This window comes from Methylobacterium sp. Leaf112, assembly GCF_001423295.1.
GTDB lineage: Bacteria > Pseudomonadota > Alphaproteobacteria > Rhizobiales > Beijerinckiaceae > Methylobacterium.
This window is the reverse complement of sequence record NZ_LMNG01000006.1, coordinates 68,333-84,366: the sequence shown is the minus strand read 5'-3', so window position 1 is coordinate 84,366 and position 16,034 is coordinate 68,333. Positions and strand designations below refer to the sequence as shown.

The window sequence follows — 16,034 nt, the reverse complement described above, 5'->3', positions numbered from 1 at the left end:
AAGCCCGGCAGCCCGCTGCTCGGCACGCCGCTGGTGCCCGTGGTCTACCGGATCAACATGCGCGACCCCAACAGCCTGTTCCTCACCCAGGCCTTCCGTATGCGCAACCGCGACCTCGTCTACGTCTCCAACGCCCCCTTCACCGAGGTTCAGAAGGTCCTGTCGGTGTTCTCCACCGTCACCGCGCCCGTCGCCGCCGGTGCCTCCCTCTACGCCACCGCCCGCTGAGAGGACGATGCGGGCCGGAGCGGTCTTCCTCGGGGCGATGGTCCGCGCCGGGTTCGCCCGTTGCGGAGCGCGGCACGAATCCAGACTTGCGTTCTCGTGCAGCTTCCCGCACGGGTCGGGCGGTCCAAGGGGTGCGAGCCCCGCATTGTCTTCGGTAGATCCGCTGAAACCTTCCTGAGGTCGAACGAGGCGTGAGACGGGGCGAGACGAGGTTCAGACGCGCGACCCGGCGCCTCGGGCTCGATGGGCGGTGGGCGGCCGGCCTCCTGCTGTTGAGCCTCGTGCCGGTGAGCCTCCTGCCGGCCGGGGCCGCGCGGGCGGACGTCGTCATCGGCGTCGCCGTGCCGCGCTCGGGCGCCTACGTGGCGGTGGGCGAGCAGGTTCTGCGCGGCGTCCAGGCTGCGGCCCGCGATGCCAACGCGAAGGGCGGCCTCGACGGCCAGACCATCGTCCTCGACGTGCAGGACGACGCCTGCGATTCCAACAAGGCCGTGGCGGTGGCCAACCACTACGCCGCGCAGGGCGTGCGCCTCGTGGTCGGCCATGTCTGCTCCAACGCCTCGCTCGCCGCTTCGGAAGTCTACGCCGCCAACGGCACCCTGATGATCACGGCGGCGTCCGTGGCCGCCAAGCTCACCGATCGCGGCCTGCCGACGATCTTTCGGGTCTGCGGGCGCGACGACGACCAGGTCAAGCTGTCGGCGACGATCCTGGCCGAGCGCTTCCGCGAAAAGAAGATCGCCATCCTCAACGACCTCACGCCGGGCTCGCGCAACCTCGCCGCCGCGACGAAGGAGAACCTCAACCGCATCGGCATCAACGAGGCCCTCGCCACGGCCTTCGCCTCCAGCGACGCCGACGACGCGGCGCTGGCCGACCGCCTCAAGGAAGCCGGCATCGCGGTGGCGTATTACGGCGGGGACGCCCGCGAGATGGGCCGTCTGGTGCGGATCGCGGCCGAGCGGGGCTACAGGCCGCAATGGTTCGGCACCTCGGCCATCGCCACCCAGGAATTCGCTACCATCGCGGGACCGGCCAGCAACGGCGTGCTGATGACCTTCTACCTCGACCCGCGCCGCAAGCCCGAGGCGGCAGCCGTGGTCGCCGCCTTCAAGGCCGAGGGCGTCGAGCCCGAGGGCTCGACGATCTACGGCTACGCCGCCCTCCAGGCCCTGGTGGCGGCGGGCAACTTCGCCCACAGCCAGGATTCCAAGCGCCTCGCCGCGACCCTGCATGCCGAGCGCTTCGACCTCGTGCTCGGTTCCGTCGGCTTCGACGCCAAGGGCGACGTCACGGCGCAGGGCTACGTTCTCTACGTCTGGAACGACGGGACCTTCGCTTACGCCAAATGATCCCGGCCCCGATGATTCTTCGCCAAATGACCCGGCACGGGATCGTTTCGGGCGCGTCCCCGTTCGTGAACCGATGGCCGGACGGGCCGCCCGCGCCGATTCTCCGGTGCGTGGATCGATTGTGAAGCGAGGCGTCATGCCCCCACCCCTCTCCGGACGCGCCCTCCCCCGGCGCGCCCTCCTCGCCGCCGGTCTCGGCGGTGCGGCGGCCGTCGCCGCGCCCGCCCTCGCGCAAGGGGCGCCGGAGCTGCGCTGGCGCCTCGCCAGCGCGTACCCCAAGGGCCTCGATATCCTGTACGGCGCTGCCGAGACCCTGGGCCGCCTCGTGGCCGAGGCGACCGACGGCCGTTTCCAGATTCAGGTTCAGGGACCGGGCGAGCCGGTGCCGGGGGACGGAATCCTCGATGCCGTCGCGGCCCGCACCGTCGAGATGGGCTATGCGCCCGCGACGCAGGGGGTGGCGAAGGACCAGACCTTCGCCCTCGCCACCGCCATCCCCTTCGGCCTCAACGCCCGGGGTCAGTCCGCGTGGTGGCTCGACGGCGGCGCCGCCGACCTGTTCGCCGAGATCTTCTCCCGCAACGGCCTCGTGGCCCTGCCGGCCGGCAACACCGGCGCGCAGATGGGAGGCTGGTTCCGCAAGGAGGTGAAGGCAACGGCCGATCTCCAGGGCCTCAAGCTGCGCATCGCCGGCCTCGGTGGCCAGGTCCTGGCCAAGCTCGGCGCCGTGCCGCAGGCGACGCCCGGTCCGGAGATCTACGGCGCCCTCGAAGCCAAGACCCTCGATGCCGCCGAATGGATCGGCCCCTACGACGACGAGAAGCTCGGCCTCCAGAAGGTGGCGCCGATCTACCATTATCCGGGCTTCTGGGAGGGCGGCGCCCTCATCCACGTCTGGTTCAACGCCGAAGCGTGGAAGGCCCTGCCGAAGGCGTATCAGACGATCCTGCGGTCTGCGGCCGCGCAGGTCCACGCCGAGGTTCAGGCCCGGTACGATGCGCGCAATCCCAAGGCCCTGCGCCGCCTCGTCGCCGCCGGGGCGCAGCTGCGTCCGTTCCCCCAGGAGGTGATGGAAGCCGCCTTGAAGGCGTCGACGGATGTCTACAACGAGATCGCGGGCAAGAATCCGGACTTCAAGCGCATCTACGAAGCGATGCGGACCTTCCGGAACGAGGAATACCTCTGGTTCCAGGTCGCCGAGTACACCTACGACAACTTCATGATCCGCGCCCGCGCACGGGGATGACTTCACGATCCGCGCCCGCGCGGGGGGACCTGCATCGCGCCGAAAAAAAGGCCGCTCCGAAGAGCGGCCCGAAGTCTAGGGAGGAAACGCCCAAGAAGGGCAACGGGAGCGCGACGCCATCGCGTTCCCGCAATGCACAATCTGATCCTCCCGCTCGGAAATGCAAGGCCGTTGGGGCAGCACCCCTGTCGCTTTTCGTGCAACCCGACACGTTGTAATCCGTCTGTCTCCAAAATGTCGCAGGCCCCCGGTGGCGTCCCTGCAACGTCGCCGAGCCGCATCGAGACGGGCGGGGCCAGCGTCAACGCCCTGATGCCAAGGGGTTTTTCGAGCGCGACAAAGACCGGTCCGCGGTGCGGATCTGGCCGAAGGCCGTGCTCATCCGCCGCCGCCGCGCGTGTCGCCGAGGCTCTACATTTTCAGCACCACACGGGATGCGGCGGGCACGATGACGATACAGGCAGGACGAATCAGGGTGTTGAACGACGTGGAACCCCGCGCGGACGGGGCCTACGTCGTCTACCTGCTGCAGCAGGCGAATCGCGCCCATTTCAACCCGGCGCTGGAATACGCCGTCGCGGAGGCCAACCGCCTCGGCGTGCCGGTCGTCGCGTGCTTCGGCCTCCTCGACGGGGCCAACGGCTTTCCCGAGGCCAACGCCCGGCACTATGCCTTCCTGCTGCAGGGCCTCGCCGACGCCAGGGCCGGGTTCGACCGGCGCGGGATCGGCTTCTGCCTGCGCAAGGCCTCCCCCGCCGAGATCGCCATCGACCTCGCCCGCGACGCCGCCCTGCTCGTCCTCGACCGCGGCTATCTCGCCATCCAGAAGCGCTGGTACGGGGAGATCGTGGCGGCGGTGAAGACCCGCATCGTCCAGGTCGAGGGCGATGTCGTCGTTCCCGTCGAGGTGGCCTCGACCAAGCACGAATACGCCGCCCGCACCCTGCGGCCGAAGCTCAACCGCCTGTTCGACGACTATATCGTCGGTCTGTCCGAGCGCACCGTGAAGCACAGGGCCGGGCGCGGCCTGCCGAAGGCCGAGATCGACATCGCCGACCCGGACGCGGTGCTGGCCGGCATGACCCTCGACCGGGACGTTCCCCCGGTCAAACGCTTCACGGGCGGCGAGACGGAAGCGCGGCGGCGCCTCAAGGCCTACCTCGCCGGCCCGTTCGCCACTTACGGGGCCGAGCGCAACAAGCCCGAGGCGGGCGCGGCCTCGCACATGAGCCCCTACCTGCATTTCGGCCAGATCTCGCCCGTGGAGATCGCGCTCGCCGTGCGCGCCGCCAGGACCGGCGGGGACGACGACAAGACCGCCTATCTCGAGGAGCTCATCGTGCGGCGCGAGCTCGCCATGAACCACGTCCACTACACGAAGGGCTACGAGTCCTACGCCGACGCGGTGCCCGAATGGGCGCGCAAGACCCTGGCCGAGCACGCCGACGATCCGCGTCCGCACACCTACACCGAGGCCGAACTCGCCGCGGGCGAGACCCACGACGTCCACTGGAACGCGGCCCAGGCCGAGATGCGCGAGACCGGCTACATGCACAACCACCTGCGCATGTACTGGGGCAAGAAGATCCTCGACTGGTCGCCCTCCCCCGAGGAAGGATTCAGGCGCACCCTGCGCCTCAACAACCGCTACTTCCTCGACGGCCGCGACGCCAATTCGTTCACCAACGTCGCCTGGGTCTACGGCCTGCACGACCGCCCCTGGGCCCGGCGCAAGGTCTTCGGGACCGTGCGCTACCAGAGCGAGAATTCCTTGAAGAAATTCGACGCCAAGGCCTACCTGAAGACCGTCGCGGAGCTGTGCGCGGCGGAAGGCGTGAAGGCGTGATGCAAGGCGTGATTCGAGAGGGGTGATGCAAGGCGGGCCGGCGCCGGGTATGCGCCTTGCCTGAGGCGCCGTGCGCCGCAACGCCGGATCCCCCACCCATGCCGTCCCGTTCCCGCATCCGCCCCGCCATCACACGTTTGCGCAGTGGGGCCGTCGATGCCTTCGCGGTCTGGCGGCGGCGGCTGCTGTTCCTCCTCGGCGGCATCGGCGTCGGCCTCGCCGCCGTCCTGATGGCCAAGCTCGCCGATGCGGCGCAGGAGGGGTTCCGGATGATCCTGTCCCTGTCGCCCTGGATGGCCCTCGCGGTCACGCCCGTGGGGTTCGGCCTGTGCACCTACCTCGCCCGCACGGTGTTCCCGAATTCACAGGGCTCGGGCATTCCCCAGGTGATCGCGGCGCGCCACACGGCTACGGCGTCCCTGCGGCGGGCCCTGGTCTCCCTGCGCACGGCCGCGGGGAAGATCGTCGTGATGGCGCTCGGGCTGCTGTTCGGCGCCTCCACGGGACGCGAGGGCCCGACCGTCCAGGTCGGCGCGGCGATCATGGCCGCCGTCGGCCACCTCACCCCCAATCGCCAGCCCGGTCTCATCCTCGCCGGTGGGGCCGCCGGGGTTGCCGCGGCCTTCAACACGCCCATCGCCGGCATCGTCTTCGGGATCGAGGAACTCGGACGCGCCTACGAGGCCCGGACCGGCGGACTGATCGTGGCGGCCATCGTGGCGGCCGGCCTCACCGCCCTGGCGATCACCGGCAACTACACCTATTTCGGCACCACCGACGCGGCCCTCCCGTTCGGCCCCGGCTGGATCGCCGTGCCGGTGATCGGCGTCCTCGGCGGGCTGACGGGCGGCGTGTTCGCCCGCGTCGTCATCCTGTTCGCCCGCGGATTGCCCGGGCGTCCCGGCGCCGTCATCGCGCGCCGGCCCATCGTGTTCGCGGTGGCCTGTGGCCTCGGTGTCGCCCTGTGCGGCCTCGCCTCGGGCGGCGCCGTCTACGGCACCGGCTACGAGGAGGCCCGCACCCTCCTCCATGGCGCCGGTGGCGGCGCCCTCGATTTCGCGCCCCTGAAGTTCCTCGCGACCCTGTTCTCGGCCATCAGCGGCATTCCGGGCGGTCTGTTCGCGCCCTCCCTCAGCGTCGGGGCCGGCCTCGGCGCCGTGTTCCAGGGCGCCTTCCCGGGGGTGCCCGTGGCGGCCCTCGTCCTCGTCGGCATGGTGGCCTACCTCACCGGCGTGCTCCAGGCGCCCATCACGGCCTTCGTCATCGTCACCGAGATGACCCAGGGCCACGCCCTGATGATCCCCCTCATGATCGCCGCCCTCATCAGCGACGCCGTCTCGAAATCCATCTGCCCGGAGGGGCTCTACCATGCCCTGGCCGCGGGCCTGCTGGCGCGGGCGGAGAACCGTCAGGCCGGCTGATGCGGCCCGACGACCGGGCCGACCCCGGACGCCCGACCGAATCCGCGAGCTTGGCGGGAACGGAAGCGTGACCGCAGGGTTATCGCTCGTTCCCGCGTGCTGGAGTGCTGCGCATGACCCTGTTGAAATGGGCCCTCATCTGTTTCCTGATCTCCCTCGTGGCGGGTGGTCTCGGCTTCACCGGCATCGCCTCGGGCGCGGGCTCCCTGGCGCGCATCCTGTTCGGGCTGTTCCTCGTGGTGGCGATCGTCATCGTGGTCGTGGCCTTCGCCGTCGGGCAGGCGGTCTTCTGATCCCGTGGCGGGCGGCATGACCGGCGCGGCGCCGATGCGGGATCGGATCTGCCTCGTCACGGGCGCGACCTCCGGCATCGGCTTCGAGACGGCCCTCGGCCTCGCCCGAAGGGGCGCCCGGGTCGGCCTCGTCGGTCGCGATGCCGCCCGCACCCGTGACGCGGTCGGGACGATCCAGGCGGCGGTCCCGGGTGCACAGGTCGATGCCTTCGTGGCGGACCTCTCCGCACAGGCTGAGATCCGGCGTCTCGCCGGTGAAGTCCGGGCGCTTTATCCGCGCCTCGACGTGCTCGTGAACAACGCCGGCGCGATCTTCGACAGCCATCGGCTCACGGAGGACGGGATCGAGCGCACCTGGGCGCTCGATCATCTCGCCTATGTGTGCCTCACCCTCGAACTTCTCGACCTGCTGAAGGCGAGCGCGCCGTCGCGCATCGTCAACGTCGCCTCGGCGGCGCACACCCGTGGGCGCATCGCCTTCGACGACATCGGCCATGCGCGCGGCTTCTCCGCCATGACGGTGTATTCCCAGGCCAAGCTCGGGAACGTGCTGTTCACCAAGGCCCTCGCCCGCCGCCTCGACGGCACGGGCGTGACAGTGAACGCCCTGCATCCCGGCGTCATCGCCAGTGGGTTCGCCGCCGGCACCGGGGGCTGGTTCGGCTTCGGCTGGCGCCTGATCCGCCCGTTCATGGCTTCGCCGGTCGCCGGTGCGGCCACGTCGATCCACGTGGCGAGCGCACCGGAGCTCGCGGGTGTGACGGGACTCTACTTCGCGCGCTCGCGCCCGGTGGCGACCTCGCGCCGGGCCGCCGATCCCGATCTGCAGGAACGGGTCTGGCACCTGAGCCTCGACCAGCTCGGTCTGCCTTCGACGGCCGCGTCATCCGGAGCGGCGGCGACCTGACCGGCCTGAATGCATTCCGCGCATACCCATCCCCTCATTCGGGGGCGTTGTAGGGTGCAGTGCAAAATGGCATCTCAGTCACATGCACCGCAGCGATGGCGTCGCCGCGGTGTGCCCTTCTTGGGCGTTTCCTCCCTAGACTTCGGGCCGCTCCCTCACCGGGGCGGCCTTTTTTCGTCTTCGGTGGAGCGGCTTCTAGCCTCCCCGCCCCCTGGCGACAAGCACAATGATGCGCCGGCCGCCGAAGGGGTGGTGTTTTGTTGCGCAATTCTTCGTGCGGACAGCCGATTCATGCTTCCGTGGGCACGAAGGCCCCCGACAGGGCCTCCGCGATGAGCGCCCGCGTCTCGGCCACGCCGTAGAGGGCGACGAACGAACCGAAGCGGGGGCCGCGCGCCTCGCCGAACAGCACGTTGTAGATGGTGGTGAACCAGGCCTGCGACACGCCGGGCCGTCCGTCCGGGCTCTTCGCCTTGCCCGAGAGGTCGGGAAAGTGCCGCCGCCCGACCTCGTACACGATGGCCTGGAGCCCTTCCGGATCGGTCGAGCCCTCATGCGCCGCCAGGGTCTCGGACAGGTCCGAGAGGGCGGCCGCTTCCGCCTCCGTCGCCGCCCGGTAGGTCTTCTGCGGCCGCACCACGTCCCGGAAATACGCGAGTGCGTGGCCGACGAGCCGGGCGAGGACTGGATGGGTCTGCGGGCCGACATCCGGATCGTAGCGGCGGATGAAGCCCCACAGCACCGCCGGATCTTCGGTGTTGGCCACCGCCGCGAGGTTGAGGAGCATGGCGAAGTTGAGCGCACCGCCCTTGCCGACCGCCTCGGCCGCCGGCGGCCGGCCGGCGTGCAGGTGCCAGACCGGGTTGCCGAGCTGCTGGGCCGGCTCCTGGCCGGGAAACTTCTCGAGGAAGCCGAGATAGTCGTCGACCTGGCGCGGGATCATCTCCACGAACAGGCGCTTGGCCTCGCGGGGCTTGTTGTACATGAACAGCGCCAGGCTGTCGGCGGTGCCGTAGACGAGCCAGTCGTCGATGGACAGGCCGTTGCCCTTCGACTTCGAGATCTTGCGGCCTTCACGATCGAGGAAGAGCTCGTAGTTGAAGCCCTCCGGCGGTTCGCCACCGAGGGCGCGGGCGATCTCGCCCGACAGCTTCACCGAATCGATGAGATCCTTGCCGGCCATCTCGTAGTCGATGCCCAGCGCCACCCAGCGCATGGCCCAGTCGGGCTTCCATTGAAGCTTGGCATGGCCGCCGGTCACGGGGGTCTCGTAGGCCTCCCCCGTCTTCGGGTCGCGCCACACCAGGGTGCCGGCGCCAGACCGCACCTCGTCGATGGCCACCTGCATCACCTCCCCGGTCACAGGGTGGATCGGCAGGAACGGCGAGTAGCTCGCCGAGCGCTCGGCGCGCAGGGACGGCAGCATGATCGCCATCACGGCCTCGTAGCGGTCGAGCACAGTCAGCAGGGCCGTGTCGAACAGCCCGGCCTTGTAGCATTCGGTGGCCGAGCGGAACTCGTAGTCGAAGCCGAACGCGTCGAGGAAGCGGCGCAACTCGGCGTTGTTGTGTGCGCCGAAGCTCTCGTGGGTGCCGAACGGGTCCGGCACCTTGGTGAGGGGCTGGTTGAGGGCCGCGATGAGCATCGGCTTGTTCGGCACGTTGTCCGGCACCTTGCGCAGACCGTCCATGTCGTCCGAGAACGCGATGAGCCGCGTCGGCACGCTGTCCTTCGTCAGCACCCGGAAGGCGTGACGCACCATGGAGGTGCGGGCGACTTCGCCGAAGGTGCCGATATGCGGCAGGCCCGAGGGGCCGTATCCGGTCTCGAACAGCACTTCGCTTTTTGGGTTTCGCTCGAGCCGTGCCAACAGCTTGCGCGCCTCCTCGAACGGCCACGCGGTGGCGGAGACGGCGGCCTCTATGAGGGTGGGGTCGAGGGCGAGCGGGGACGAAGTCGAGGACGACATGAGGCCGGGGTTCGGTTCCAGTGAGCGCCTTGGCGGAAGGGCGTCACCCTAAGCGGGATTGCGCCGGCAGGCCAACGCAATCCCGTCTTCGAACCCCTGAAGCGTGCGGACCGGTTCCGGCGGCGGGCGCTTCAGCCGTTCTGCTGACGCGTGAGGCTGCTCGCGTCGCCGGACGTATCGGTCATGGGGCTCGTGGATCCGCTGACGTTGTCGCCGCCCGTGGCCTCGGCGCCCACGTCGTCGGCCAGGCGGTTGCCGACGTGGTCCTGATACTGCTCGGTCTGGACGTTCTTGCTGTCGAGGCCGCGCTCGTCGCTGTGCTGGGCCTTGTCGCGATTGCTCAGGACCATGTTTTCCGGGAGGATGCCCTCCGGGAGATCGGTCATCGCGCCCGTTCCGGAGCTCTTGCCTTGGGTGCCGGGCCCCATCTTGTGCTTGTTCGCGTTCGCCATGCTGCGCTCACTCTCTCATTCGGCTTCGCCCCGGGACGAATCCGCGCCGGGGCAGATCGCGTTGGGGGAACGATGTCAGTGCGACCGGGCGGGACTGTTGCCGTCCGCGTCGTGGGCGTGGTGACGGTCACGTTCTCCGCCGCCGCCCGAGACGTGGGACTTGGCATCGCTGGTCGGGCTGCCGGGATTCGAGCCGTCACGCGTCTCCGCTTGCGGCTTGCTCGCGTCCTGGTGACTGCTGCCGGGGCCGCCGTGATGCCGGTCGGCGGCAGGTGTCTTCTTCGAGGTGCTCATTACCGATCCTGCTGATGGCCTTGATGGGTGGTGTTCACCTTGGAATTGCCGGCCTGACCGATCGTGTCGGGGTTCCGGGTCTGGCCCGAACCCTTGGGCCCGGTGGCGAGGGGGGCGTCGGGTGCGCTTCCGGGCCCCTTGTCGGACTGGTTGGCCGGGGGGACGGGCGGTGCCTTGGTGGTCATGCGGCCTCCTCTGGGCATCGAACGGGTGATGAGGACTCAACCGGACTGTCGCGCGCCGGTTCCGGATGCACTGGTCTTCGCGGTCGCGCCGCAAGACTTCGCGGCGAACGGCGAAGGACCGGCTCCGCTGGCGATGCATCGCCTTCCGACAAGGCTGTTATGGCGAAGCTATGGTCCGGTAGAAGTTGCGGACCTGATCGCGCCTTGTCGGGCGATGACGTAATGTCGGCCGGTGTGAGCTTGCTGTAAGTCGTCGTTTTGAGGTGCGATACGCATCGGATGCGCGCGATACCCTTGGGATGCGCGCGATACCCTTGCCGGGAGCGAGTTCCCCGGGCAGAACGGTGCCGTTCGCGGAACGCCCTAGAACGGACTGACGGGGAAGAACCTGAGGTAGAGTTCGGCGTACTTGCCGTCGTCCCACACCCGCTGCAGGGCGTCGTCGAGGGCGCGGGCCAAGGCCGCGTCGTCGGGTCGGGTGACGAGGCCGATGCCCTCGCCGAAATAGCGGTTCTCGAGGTAGTCGCCGCCGACGAGGGCGCAACACTGCGCCGATTCGATGCCGCCGACCCACAGGGCGAGGTTGAGGCCGTCGGCGAAGACGTACTCCACTTCGCCGCGCCGCAGGGCGCCCTCGGCGGCGGCGAGATCGTTGAAGTCGCGCGCCTCCGCCTTGGGGAAGAACGCCTTGAGGTAGGCCGCGTGGGCGCTGCCCGCGACCACGCCGACGCTGCGGCCGGCGAGGGCCGTGGCGGAGGGGACGGGCAGCGCCTTGTCCGTGCGCGCCGCGAACCGGCCCGGCCAGCGAAAGTACGGCCGGGTGGCCAGGAACCGCGCCCGCAGGGCCGGCGTGAGCGGGATGGCGGCGGCGACCACGTCGCCCTGCTTGTCGGCCAGCGCATCGAGCAGCGTGTCGAAGCGCCGGGCCTGGACCGTGCAGGTCAGGGCGAGTTTCTCGCAGACCGCGCGGGCGAGCTCCACCGAGAAGCCCGTGGGCGTGCCGTCCGGCCCGGGGAAGTGCAGGGGCGGGAACTCGTCGTCCGTGAGGAAGCGGACCGTGCGGCTCGTCTGGGGCGCGTCGATGCGCTCCTGGCGCGCGCGCGGGTTCCAGAAGTTCGGGATGGCGACCCCCTGTCCCGGCGCGGGAGGCGTCTGCGCGTCTGCGCGTCCCACCAGCAGGGCCATCGCCACGGCGAGGACCGCCGGAGAAATCCAGCGCGTCCTTGACCTCGGGGTTGTATTCGTGGTGCGCTGGTTGTGCGCGGACGCGGTCTGGCTCACGCCGTCTCCCTAGCACGTTCTCGAGCCGCCGGGAGACGCTCCCGTTGTCGATCCTCGGTTTACCCTTCGTGTCGCAGGCCGGCGTCTCGCCCCTGCCGCCCGACCTCGCCTTCCTCCTGGATCACGGTGTCGATCCGGCAGCCCTGGCCAAGGCCGCCGACCGCGCCCGCGCCTGGGGCACCGACGGAGCCTCCGCCCTTCTCGCGTCGGGCACCGTCACGGAGGAGGCCTATTACCGGGCACTCGCGGCCGAACTCGGCACCCCCTTCCTCGCCGACGCGATCCCCCTGGGGCCCGGCGCACGCTACCCCGAGAGCGTGGTCGCCGGCGTCGCCCCCCTGCTGCCGGGCGCGCCGGCCGCCTTCGTCCTGGCGCCGCGCGGCGCCGCCATCGCTGAAGTGCTGGGCGGGCGCAGCCCCATGGGTCGGATGCCGGCACTGACCACGCCCCGCGCCCTGCGCGAGGCCGTCTTCAGCGCCAACCCCGCCGGCATCGCCGCCGCCGCGGCGGATTCCCTTCAGGTCCACCGGCCCGACTGGGCGCTGAAGGCCCGTCCCATGGGACCGACCCTCGCCATCGCCGGCCTGATCGCCGGACTCGCGGTGGTCGCCATGGTCGAACTTCCGCCCACCCTGGTCGTGGGCCTCTGGACCGCCGTCCAACTCGTGCTCCTCGCCATGGTGACCCTGCGGGTCGCCGCCGTCAGCGTCGAGGCGGAGGGCGTGGCGGCGGACGCGTGCCTGGCCGATGCCGACCTCCCCGTCTACACGGTGTTCGTCGCCCTGCACCGGGAAGCGGCCGTGGTCCCACGCCTCACCGCGGCCCTCTCGGCCTTCGACTATCCGGCGGCCAAGCTCGACATCAAGTTCGTGATCGAGGCGCACGATGCCGAGACGGCCGCCGCCCTGGCCGCCGCTGATCTCCGGCGCAATGATCCGTTTTTGCGATCAAAGTCCCGTTTCGAAGCATTTGCTTCGCACGGGATAGTTACCGGACGTTAAGCGAGGCTGTTTTCGCGAGAAAGCAGCCTCGCTGTCGTTCACGGCTTATGTCGTGCCAGGATCAATGCCGCGAGCATGACGGCGTAGGTGCCAACAGCCTCGCGGCGGTCGCAGCCAGCGGCTGACCAAGCCACCCCGCTACGATCCGACGTCATGCCTGGCAGTCATCCCGTCCCTGTCGTGCGCGGCGCCAGCAACGTCCGACTGTGGCGGGAGTTTCCCATGCGTCGAGGCGCCGGACGCGCCTTTGCCAGCCCCGAGCCCCAAGGAACATCATGTCCCGCGAGACCAGCATCCAGGCGACCGAGAAATTCGGCGAACTTGTCAACGGCGGTCGTTTCGAATCCTTCCCCGAAGTCGTCGCCCCGGATTGCCACGATCATGACCCTGCGCCGGGCCAGCACATGGGTCCCGAGGGATACCAGGCTTTCTTCACGCAGCTCCGTTCCGCCTTCCCCGACATGCAGGTCGAGGTGAAGAAGCTCGTCGCCGACGGAGACAGCGTCGCCTTCGCCTACACGCTCACCGGCACGCACCAGGGCGACTTCAACGGCCACAAGCCGACCGGGAAGGCCATCAAGGTCCGTGGTATGCAGATCGGCCGTTTCGTCGACGGCAAGATGGTCGAGCGGTGGGGCTCGTCCGACGAGCTCGGCATCCTCAAGCAGATCGGCGCCATCGAGGGCTGATGGAGGCTTCCGCGAGGGCGTCCCGGCCACGGGACGTCGTCAAGGCTCAGCCCGGGGCGGCCCATGGACCGCCCCGGACGCTCAAGAACCGATCGCTGGCTACCCGACCCCTCAGGCGCTCCGGGCCTGGTCGGGATGACGGCGATCCGCGAACTCCTCGATGATCTTGGCGCAGAAGGCCGGCAGGTCCTTGGGCGTGCGGCTGGTGACGAGCCCCTTGTCGCAAACGACCTCCTCATCGACCCATGTGCCACCGGCGTTCTCGATGTCGCGCCGGACCGTAGGATAGGAGGTCAGCGTCCGCCCTTTCACGACGTCCGCCTCAATCAGCGTCCATGGCCCGTGGCAGATGACCCCGACCGGCTTGCCCGCAGCGAAGAAGTCCCGGACGAACGCCACGACATCCTTGCTCGCCCGGAGCTTGTCGGCGCCTACGCAGCCGCCGGGGATGACGAGCCCGTCGTAGTCCGCCGCCGAGGCCCCATCGATGGTCCGGTCCACCTTGTACCGGCCGGCCGGATCGAGATCGTTGTTCACGGTCTCAGCCTCGCCTGCCTCCAGACCGATGACCGTCACGGTCGCCCCGGCCTGCTTCACTGCCTCGTGGGGCTTCGCGAACTCCGGCTCCTCGGTGCCGCGCGGCGCGATCAGGATCGCGATCTTCTTGCCCTGTAAGCTCATGTCATCGTCCTTCTGGATGTCAGGTTTCAATAGAGGCGCAGGTCGCGCCGTTCCTCACGCCGGGATGCGGTCGATGCCGGCGGTATCCTCGGCCGCCACGCCGTTCTCGCGGTGGCGGAAGTCGCTCAGCGCCCTGTAGACCTGGAGGCGCGCCCGCATCACCGAACCGAGCGGTCGGTGCGCCGCGAGGCTGTGCGCCGGGCGAAAGGTCATGACCTCGTCGAAGTAGCGCACCCGTTGCGGCGAATAGGCGTCCTGGCGCGGAAGGCGGAGCGTCGCCACCGTCCGGTAGGGGCTGACCGAGACCGGCCAGTCGACCGAGGCGTCCTCGATGGGCTGCCGCTCAGCATCCGCCCAAAGCTGCGCCTTAAGCTCAAACATCACCTCGTTCTCCCGGAAGAACGCGACGGTGGCGTGCCGGAAGCCGTCCTCGTCCTGGTGCGGGTCGAGCCGCCACTCGGACAGCGCACGTTGGGACTCGTTCGCGGGTTCAGCCCCGAGCTTGGCAACGAAATCGCCGAAGCGTACCGGCGCCTGGCTGAAGTAGCTGTCGGCCAGCGGGTGGCTGTAGGGGTGCCCGAAGAAGTCGGCGAGCGCGCTCTCGGTGCCGAAGGCATGCAGCGCCTTGTTGAGGTTGCGCATGGTGGAGGACACCGCGCTCTTCACGCCCTCCGGCAGACCGGTCGACTTGCCGATGACAGTGCCGTCGCGCAGGAAGCCGGCCGCTGTACCGGACGGGAAGGTCGTGCCGGTTGCGAGCACGAAGTCCTGGGTGTCGACGGAATGGCCAGGGAGCTTCTCCCCGGGAACGTCGAAGACCTTGATGGACATGCCGCGATGGGTCGACACCCGGTCGCCCAGGGTCTCGCCCGGGCCCTGCGCGAAGCGTACCGCGACGGGATGGCTACCAGGCGTGGCGAACAGCCCTTGCGCCAGTTCCGACGAAAGGCCCGCAGCGACCGTCAGCTCGCCCGTGACGCAAGCCGAGCTCTTGGCGTGGCTGGCACGGACCGCGTGGTGCTCCCGCTTCTCGACCGTCTCCGACTGCTGGGTCATGCCCTTTATGATGCCGTCGATGGTATCCTGCTCGTCCGGCGCCGGTTGCTCGATGTCGGGGGCGTAGCGCAGGTAGGTCATGCTTATCCTTCGGTTGTAGCCTCGACCGTGCTTGGTCACTCGCTGAGGCAGGCTGCCGCCCAGCCATCTCCCGATGCCGGACCCGCCCGGAAGCAGGCGCTCCTCGGACGTTGGCTGGGCCTTACTGTCGTGAATGCGACTCAGGCAGATCGGTTCTCTGACACCCCCGGGCGGTTCGGTCTTTCCCGACGGACCTTCCACGGACGACCGAATGGAACACGAGCCCAGACGCAGGAAAGTCCCGCACAACCGCTGGGCTATCGGCTGGTACGACGACGGTGTCCGCTTCGATGTCTCGTCATTCGAAAGCGTCCGAACGCATAACCACCCGTCACGGGCGTTCGTGGCGGCTGCCACCGATCGGATCTCGATGATTGGCCACCAGCGGATGAAGGACCCGGACGTCGCTCAGACGGCGTCGTGGATCGCGTCGATAACTTGGTCCGCGCTGTAGGGCTTGGGCACGAACAGGCCGTGGTCCGGGATTTCCCCGTCGGCGAAACGCTGGCGTCCCGAGGTCACGACGAGGCGGATGTCGGGCCACGCGTCGTGGACGCGACCGGCCAGGGTCACCCCGCACATGGTGCCCGGCATGTCGACGTCCGTGAAAAGCGCGCCGATGTCCGACCGCTCGTGAAGGATGAACCACGCCTCGTCGGCATGGCGCGCCTCGACGATCTCGAAGCCAGCATCCTCCAACATCTCGACCGCGCAGAGGCGCACGAGGTCGTCGTCCTCGACGACGAGGACGGCCGAGGCTTCCATGGAGCGCTTCGTCGTCATGGTTTTGCAACACAGGTTAAGTCGATTGGTTGCGAGCGGAGCCGCGTCATTTGAGCGGTCCCGGCATGCACCGAGGAGCGTCCTGGGCGCGGCCGCATCAGGAGGGCCTCACGGAAAGGTTCGTCTCTCTCCTTTTCGTGATGTCGACCAGGGCTGGCCGAGACAGTCACGGATAGCTTTGCCGGAGCAAACGCGGGCGGCGGGAGTTCCCCACTGCCAAGGCGGGAATGCGCCCCCCGCACGACACAGGGTCCGGTTCGGAAAGACGC

16 protein-coding genes and 1 pseudogene are annotated in these 16,034 nt (G+C 69.2%); 9 read left to right on the top strand and 8 right to left on the bottom strand.

The genetic code is table 11. From position 1 onward, the window contains the following. The 7 genes and pseudogenes from ASF52_RS04945 to ASF52_RS04915 all read left to right on the top strand — a co-directional run. Nucleotides 1-228, top strand: a pseudogene (locus ASF52_RS04945) (polysaccharide biosynthesis/export family protein); the annotation flags it as partial. A gap of 266 nt (nt 229-494) precedes the next feature. Beyond that, nucleotides 495-1,580: a branched-chain amino acid ABC transporter substrate-binding protein gene (locus ASF52_RS04940; RefSeq protein ID WP_056168639.1), complete on the top strand. Its 1,086-nt coding sequence runs from the start codon at nt 495-497 to the stop codon at nt 1,578-1,580. Nucleotides 1,581-1,716: 136 nt separating this feature from the next. Then, a complete protein-coding gene (locus ASF52_RS04935) occupies nt 1,717-2,826 on the top strand; it encodes a TRAP transporter substrate-binding protein (protein ID WP_056168597.1) in 1,110 nt (369 codons plus the stop codon). Nucleotides 2,827-3,274: 448 nt separating this feature from the next. Next, nucleotides 3,275-4,672: a deoxyribodipyrimidine photo-lyase gene (locus ASF52_RS04930; protein WP_056168594.1), complete on the top strand. Its 1,398-nt coding sequence runs from the start codon at nt 3,275-3,277 to the stop codon at nt 4,670-4,672. 98 nt (nt 4,673-4,770) lie between these two features. Continuing rightward, nucleotides 4,771-6,093 (top strand): chloride channel protein, encoded by a 1,323-nt coding sequence (locus tag ASF52_RS04925; RefSeq protein WP_056168590.1) that lies wholly within the window; start codon nt 4,771-4,773, stop codon nt 6,091-6,093. A gap of 113 nt (nt 6,094-6,206) precedes the next feature. Beyond that, nucleotides 6,207-6,386: a DUF1328 domain-containing protein gene (locus tag ASF52_RS04920; protein WP_056168587.1), complete on the top strand. Its 180-nt coding sequence runs from the start codon at nt 6,207-6,209 to the stop codon at nt 6,384-6,386. 16 nt (nt 6,387-6,402) lie between these two features. Beyond that, a complete protein-coding gene (locus tag ASF52_RS04915; RefSeq protein WP_443136654.1) occupies nt 6,403-7,293 on the top strand; it encodes an SDR family NAD(P)-dependent oxidoreductase in 891 nt (296 codons plus the stop codon). Nucleotides 7,294-7,582: 289 nt separating this feature from the next. Here ASF52_RS04915 and ASF52_RS04910 read toward each other — a convergent pair whose 3' ends face one another. The 5 genes from ASF52_RS04910 to ASF52_RS04890 all read right to left on the bottom strand — a co-directional run bounded on the left by ASF52_RS04910 (nt 7,583) and on the right by ASF52_RS04890 (nt 11,474). After that, a complete protein-coding gene (locus tag ASF52_RS04910; RefSeq protein ID WP_056168584.1) occupies nt 7,583-9,262 on the bottom strand; it encodes a lysine--tRNA ligase in 1,680 nt (559 codons plus the stop codon). A 131-nt stretch (nt 9,263-9,393) separates the two neighbouring features. Then, nucleotides 9,394-9,714, bottom strand: coding sequence for a hypothetical protein (locus ASF52_RS04905; RefSeq protein WP_056168580.1), 321 nt, complete (start codon nt 9,712-9,714; stop codon nt 9,394-9,396). A 75-nt stretch (nt 9,715-9,789) separates the two neighbouring features. Further along, nucleotides 9,790-10,008 carry a hypothetical protein gene (locus ASF52_RS04900; protein ID WP_056168577.1) on the bottom strand — a complete coding sequence of 73 codons (219 nt, stop codon included), beginning with the start codon at nt 10,006-10,008 and terminating at the stop codon, nt 9,790-9,792. Then, on the bottom strand, nt 10,008-10,193 hold the full coding sequence (locus ASF52_RS04895) for a hypothetical protein (RefSeq protein ID WP_056168573.1): 186 nt from the start codon (nt 10,191-10,193) through the stop codon (nt 10,008-10,010). Before ASF52_RS04895 ends, ASF52_RS04900 begins: the two co-directional genes overlap by 1 nt. 363 nt (nt 10,194-10,556) lie before the next feature. Next, nucleotides 10,557-11,474 (bottom strand): transporter substrate-binding domain-containing protein, encoded by a 918-nt coding sequence (locus ASF52_RS04890; protein WP_443136653.1) that lies wholly within the window; start codon nt 11,472-11,474, stop codon nt 10,557-10,559. Nucleotides 11,475-11,518: 44 nt separating this feature from the next. On the opposite strand from ASF52_RS04890, the gene ASF52_RS04885 reads away from it, so the two are divergent. Together ASF52_RS04885 and ASF52_RS04880 are read left to right on the top strand one after the other, a co-directional pair. Then, nucleotides 11,519-12,475: a hypothetical protein gene (locus tag ASF52_RS04885; protein WP_056168571.1), complete on the top strand. Its 957-nt coding sequence runs from the start codon at nt 11,519-11,521 to the stop codon at nt 12,473-12,475. A gap of 275 nt (nt 12,476-12,750) precedes the next feature. Continuing rightward, nucleotides 12,751-13,164, top strand: coding sequence for an ester cyclase (locus tag ASF52_RS04880; protein WP_056168569.1), 414 nt, complete (start codon nt 12,751-12,753; stop codon nt 13,162-13,164). A gap of 111 nt (nt 13,165-13,275) precedes the next feature. Here ASF52_RS04880 and ASF52_RS04875 read toward each other — a convergent pair whose 3' ends face one another. The 3 genes from ASF52_RS04875 to ASF52_RS04865 form a co-directional block, all read right to left on the bottom strand. After that, nucleotides 13,276-13,845 carry a type 1 glutamine amidotransferase domain-containing protein gene (locus ASF52_RS04875; protein ID WP_056168623.1) on the bottom strand — a complete coding sequence of 190 codons (570 nt, stop codon included), beginning with the start codon at nt 13,843-13,845 and terminating at the stop codon, nt 13,276-13,278. A 54-nt stretch (nt 13,846-13,899) separates the two neighbouring features. Further along, nucleotides 13,900-14,982, bottom strand: a complete 1,083-nt coding sequence (locus tag ASF52_RS04870) for a catalase family protein (protein ID WP_056168566.1) — start codon at nt 14,980-14,982, stop codon at nt 13,900-13,902. Nucleotides 14,983-15,390: 408 nt separating this feature from the next. Beyond that, nucleotides 15,391-15,765, bottom strand: a complete 375-nt coding sequence (locus ASF52_RS04865; protein ID WP_056168564.1) for a response regulator — start codon at nt 15,763-15,765, stop codon at nt 15,391-15,393. Nucleotides 15,766-16,034: the final 269 nt, after the last annotated feature.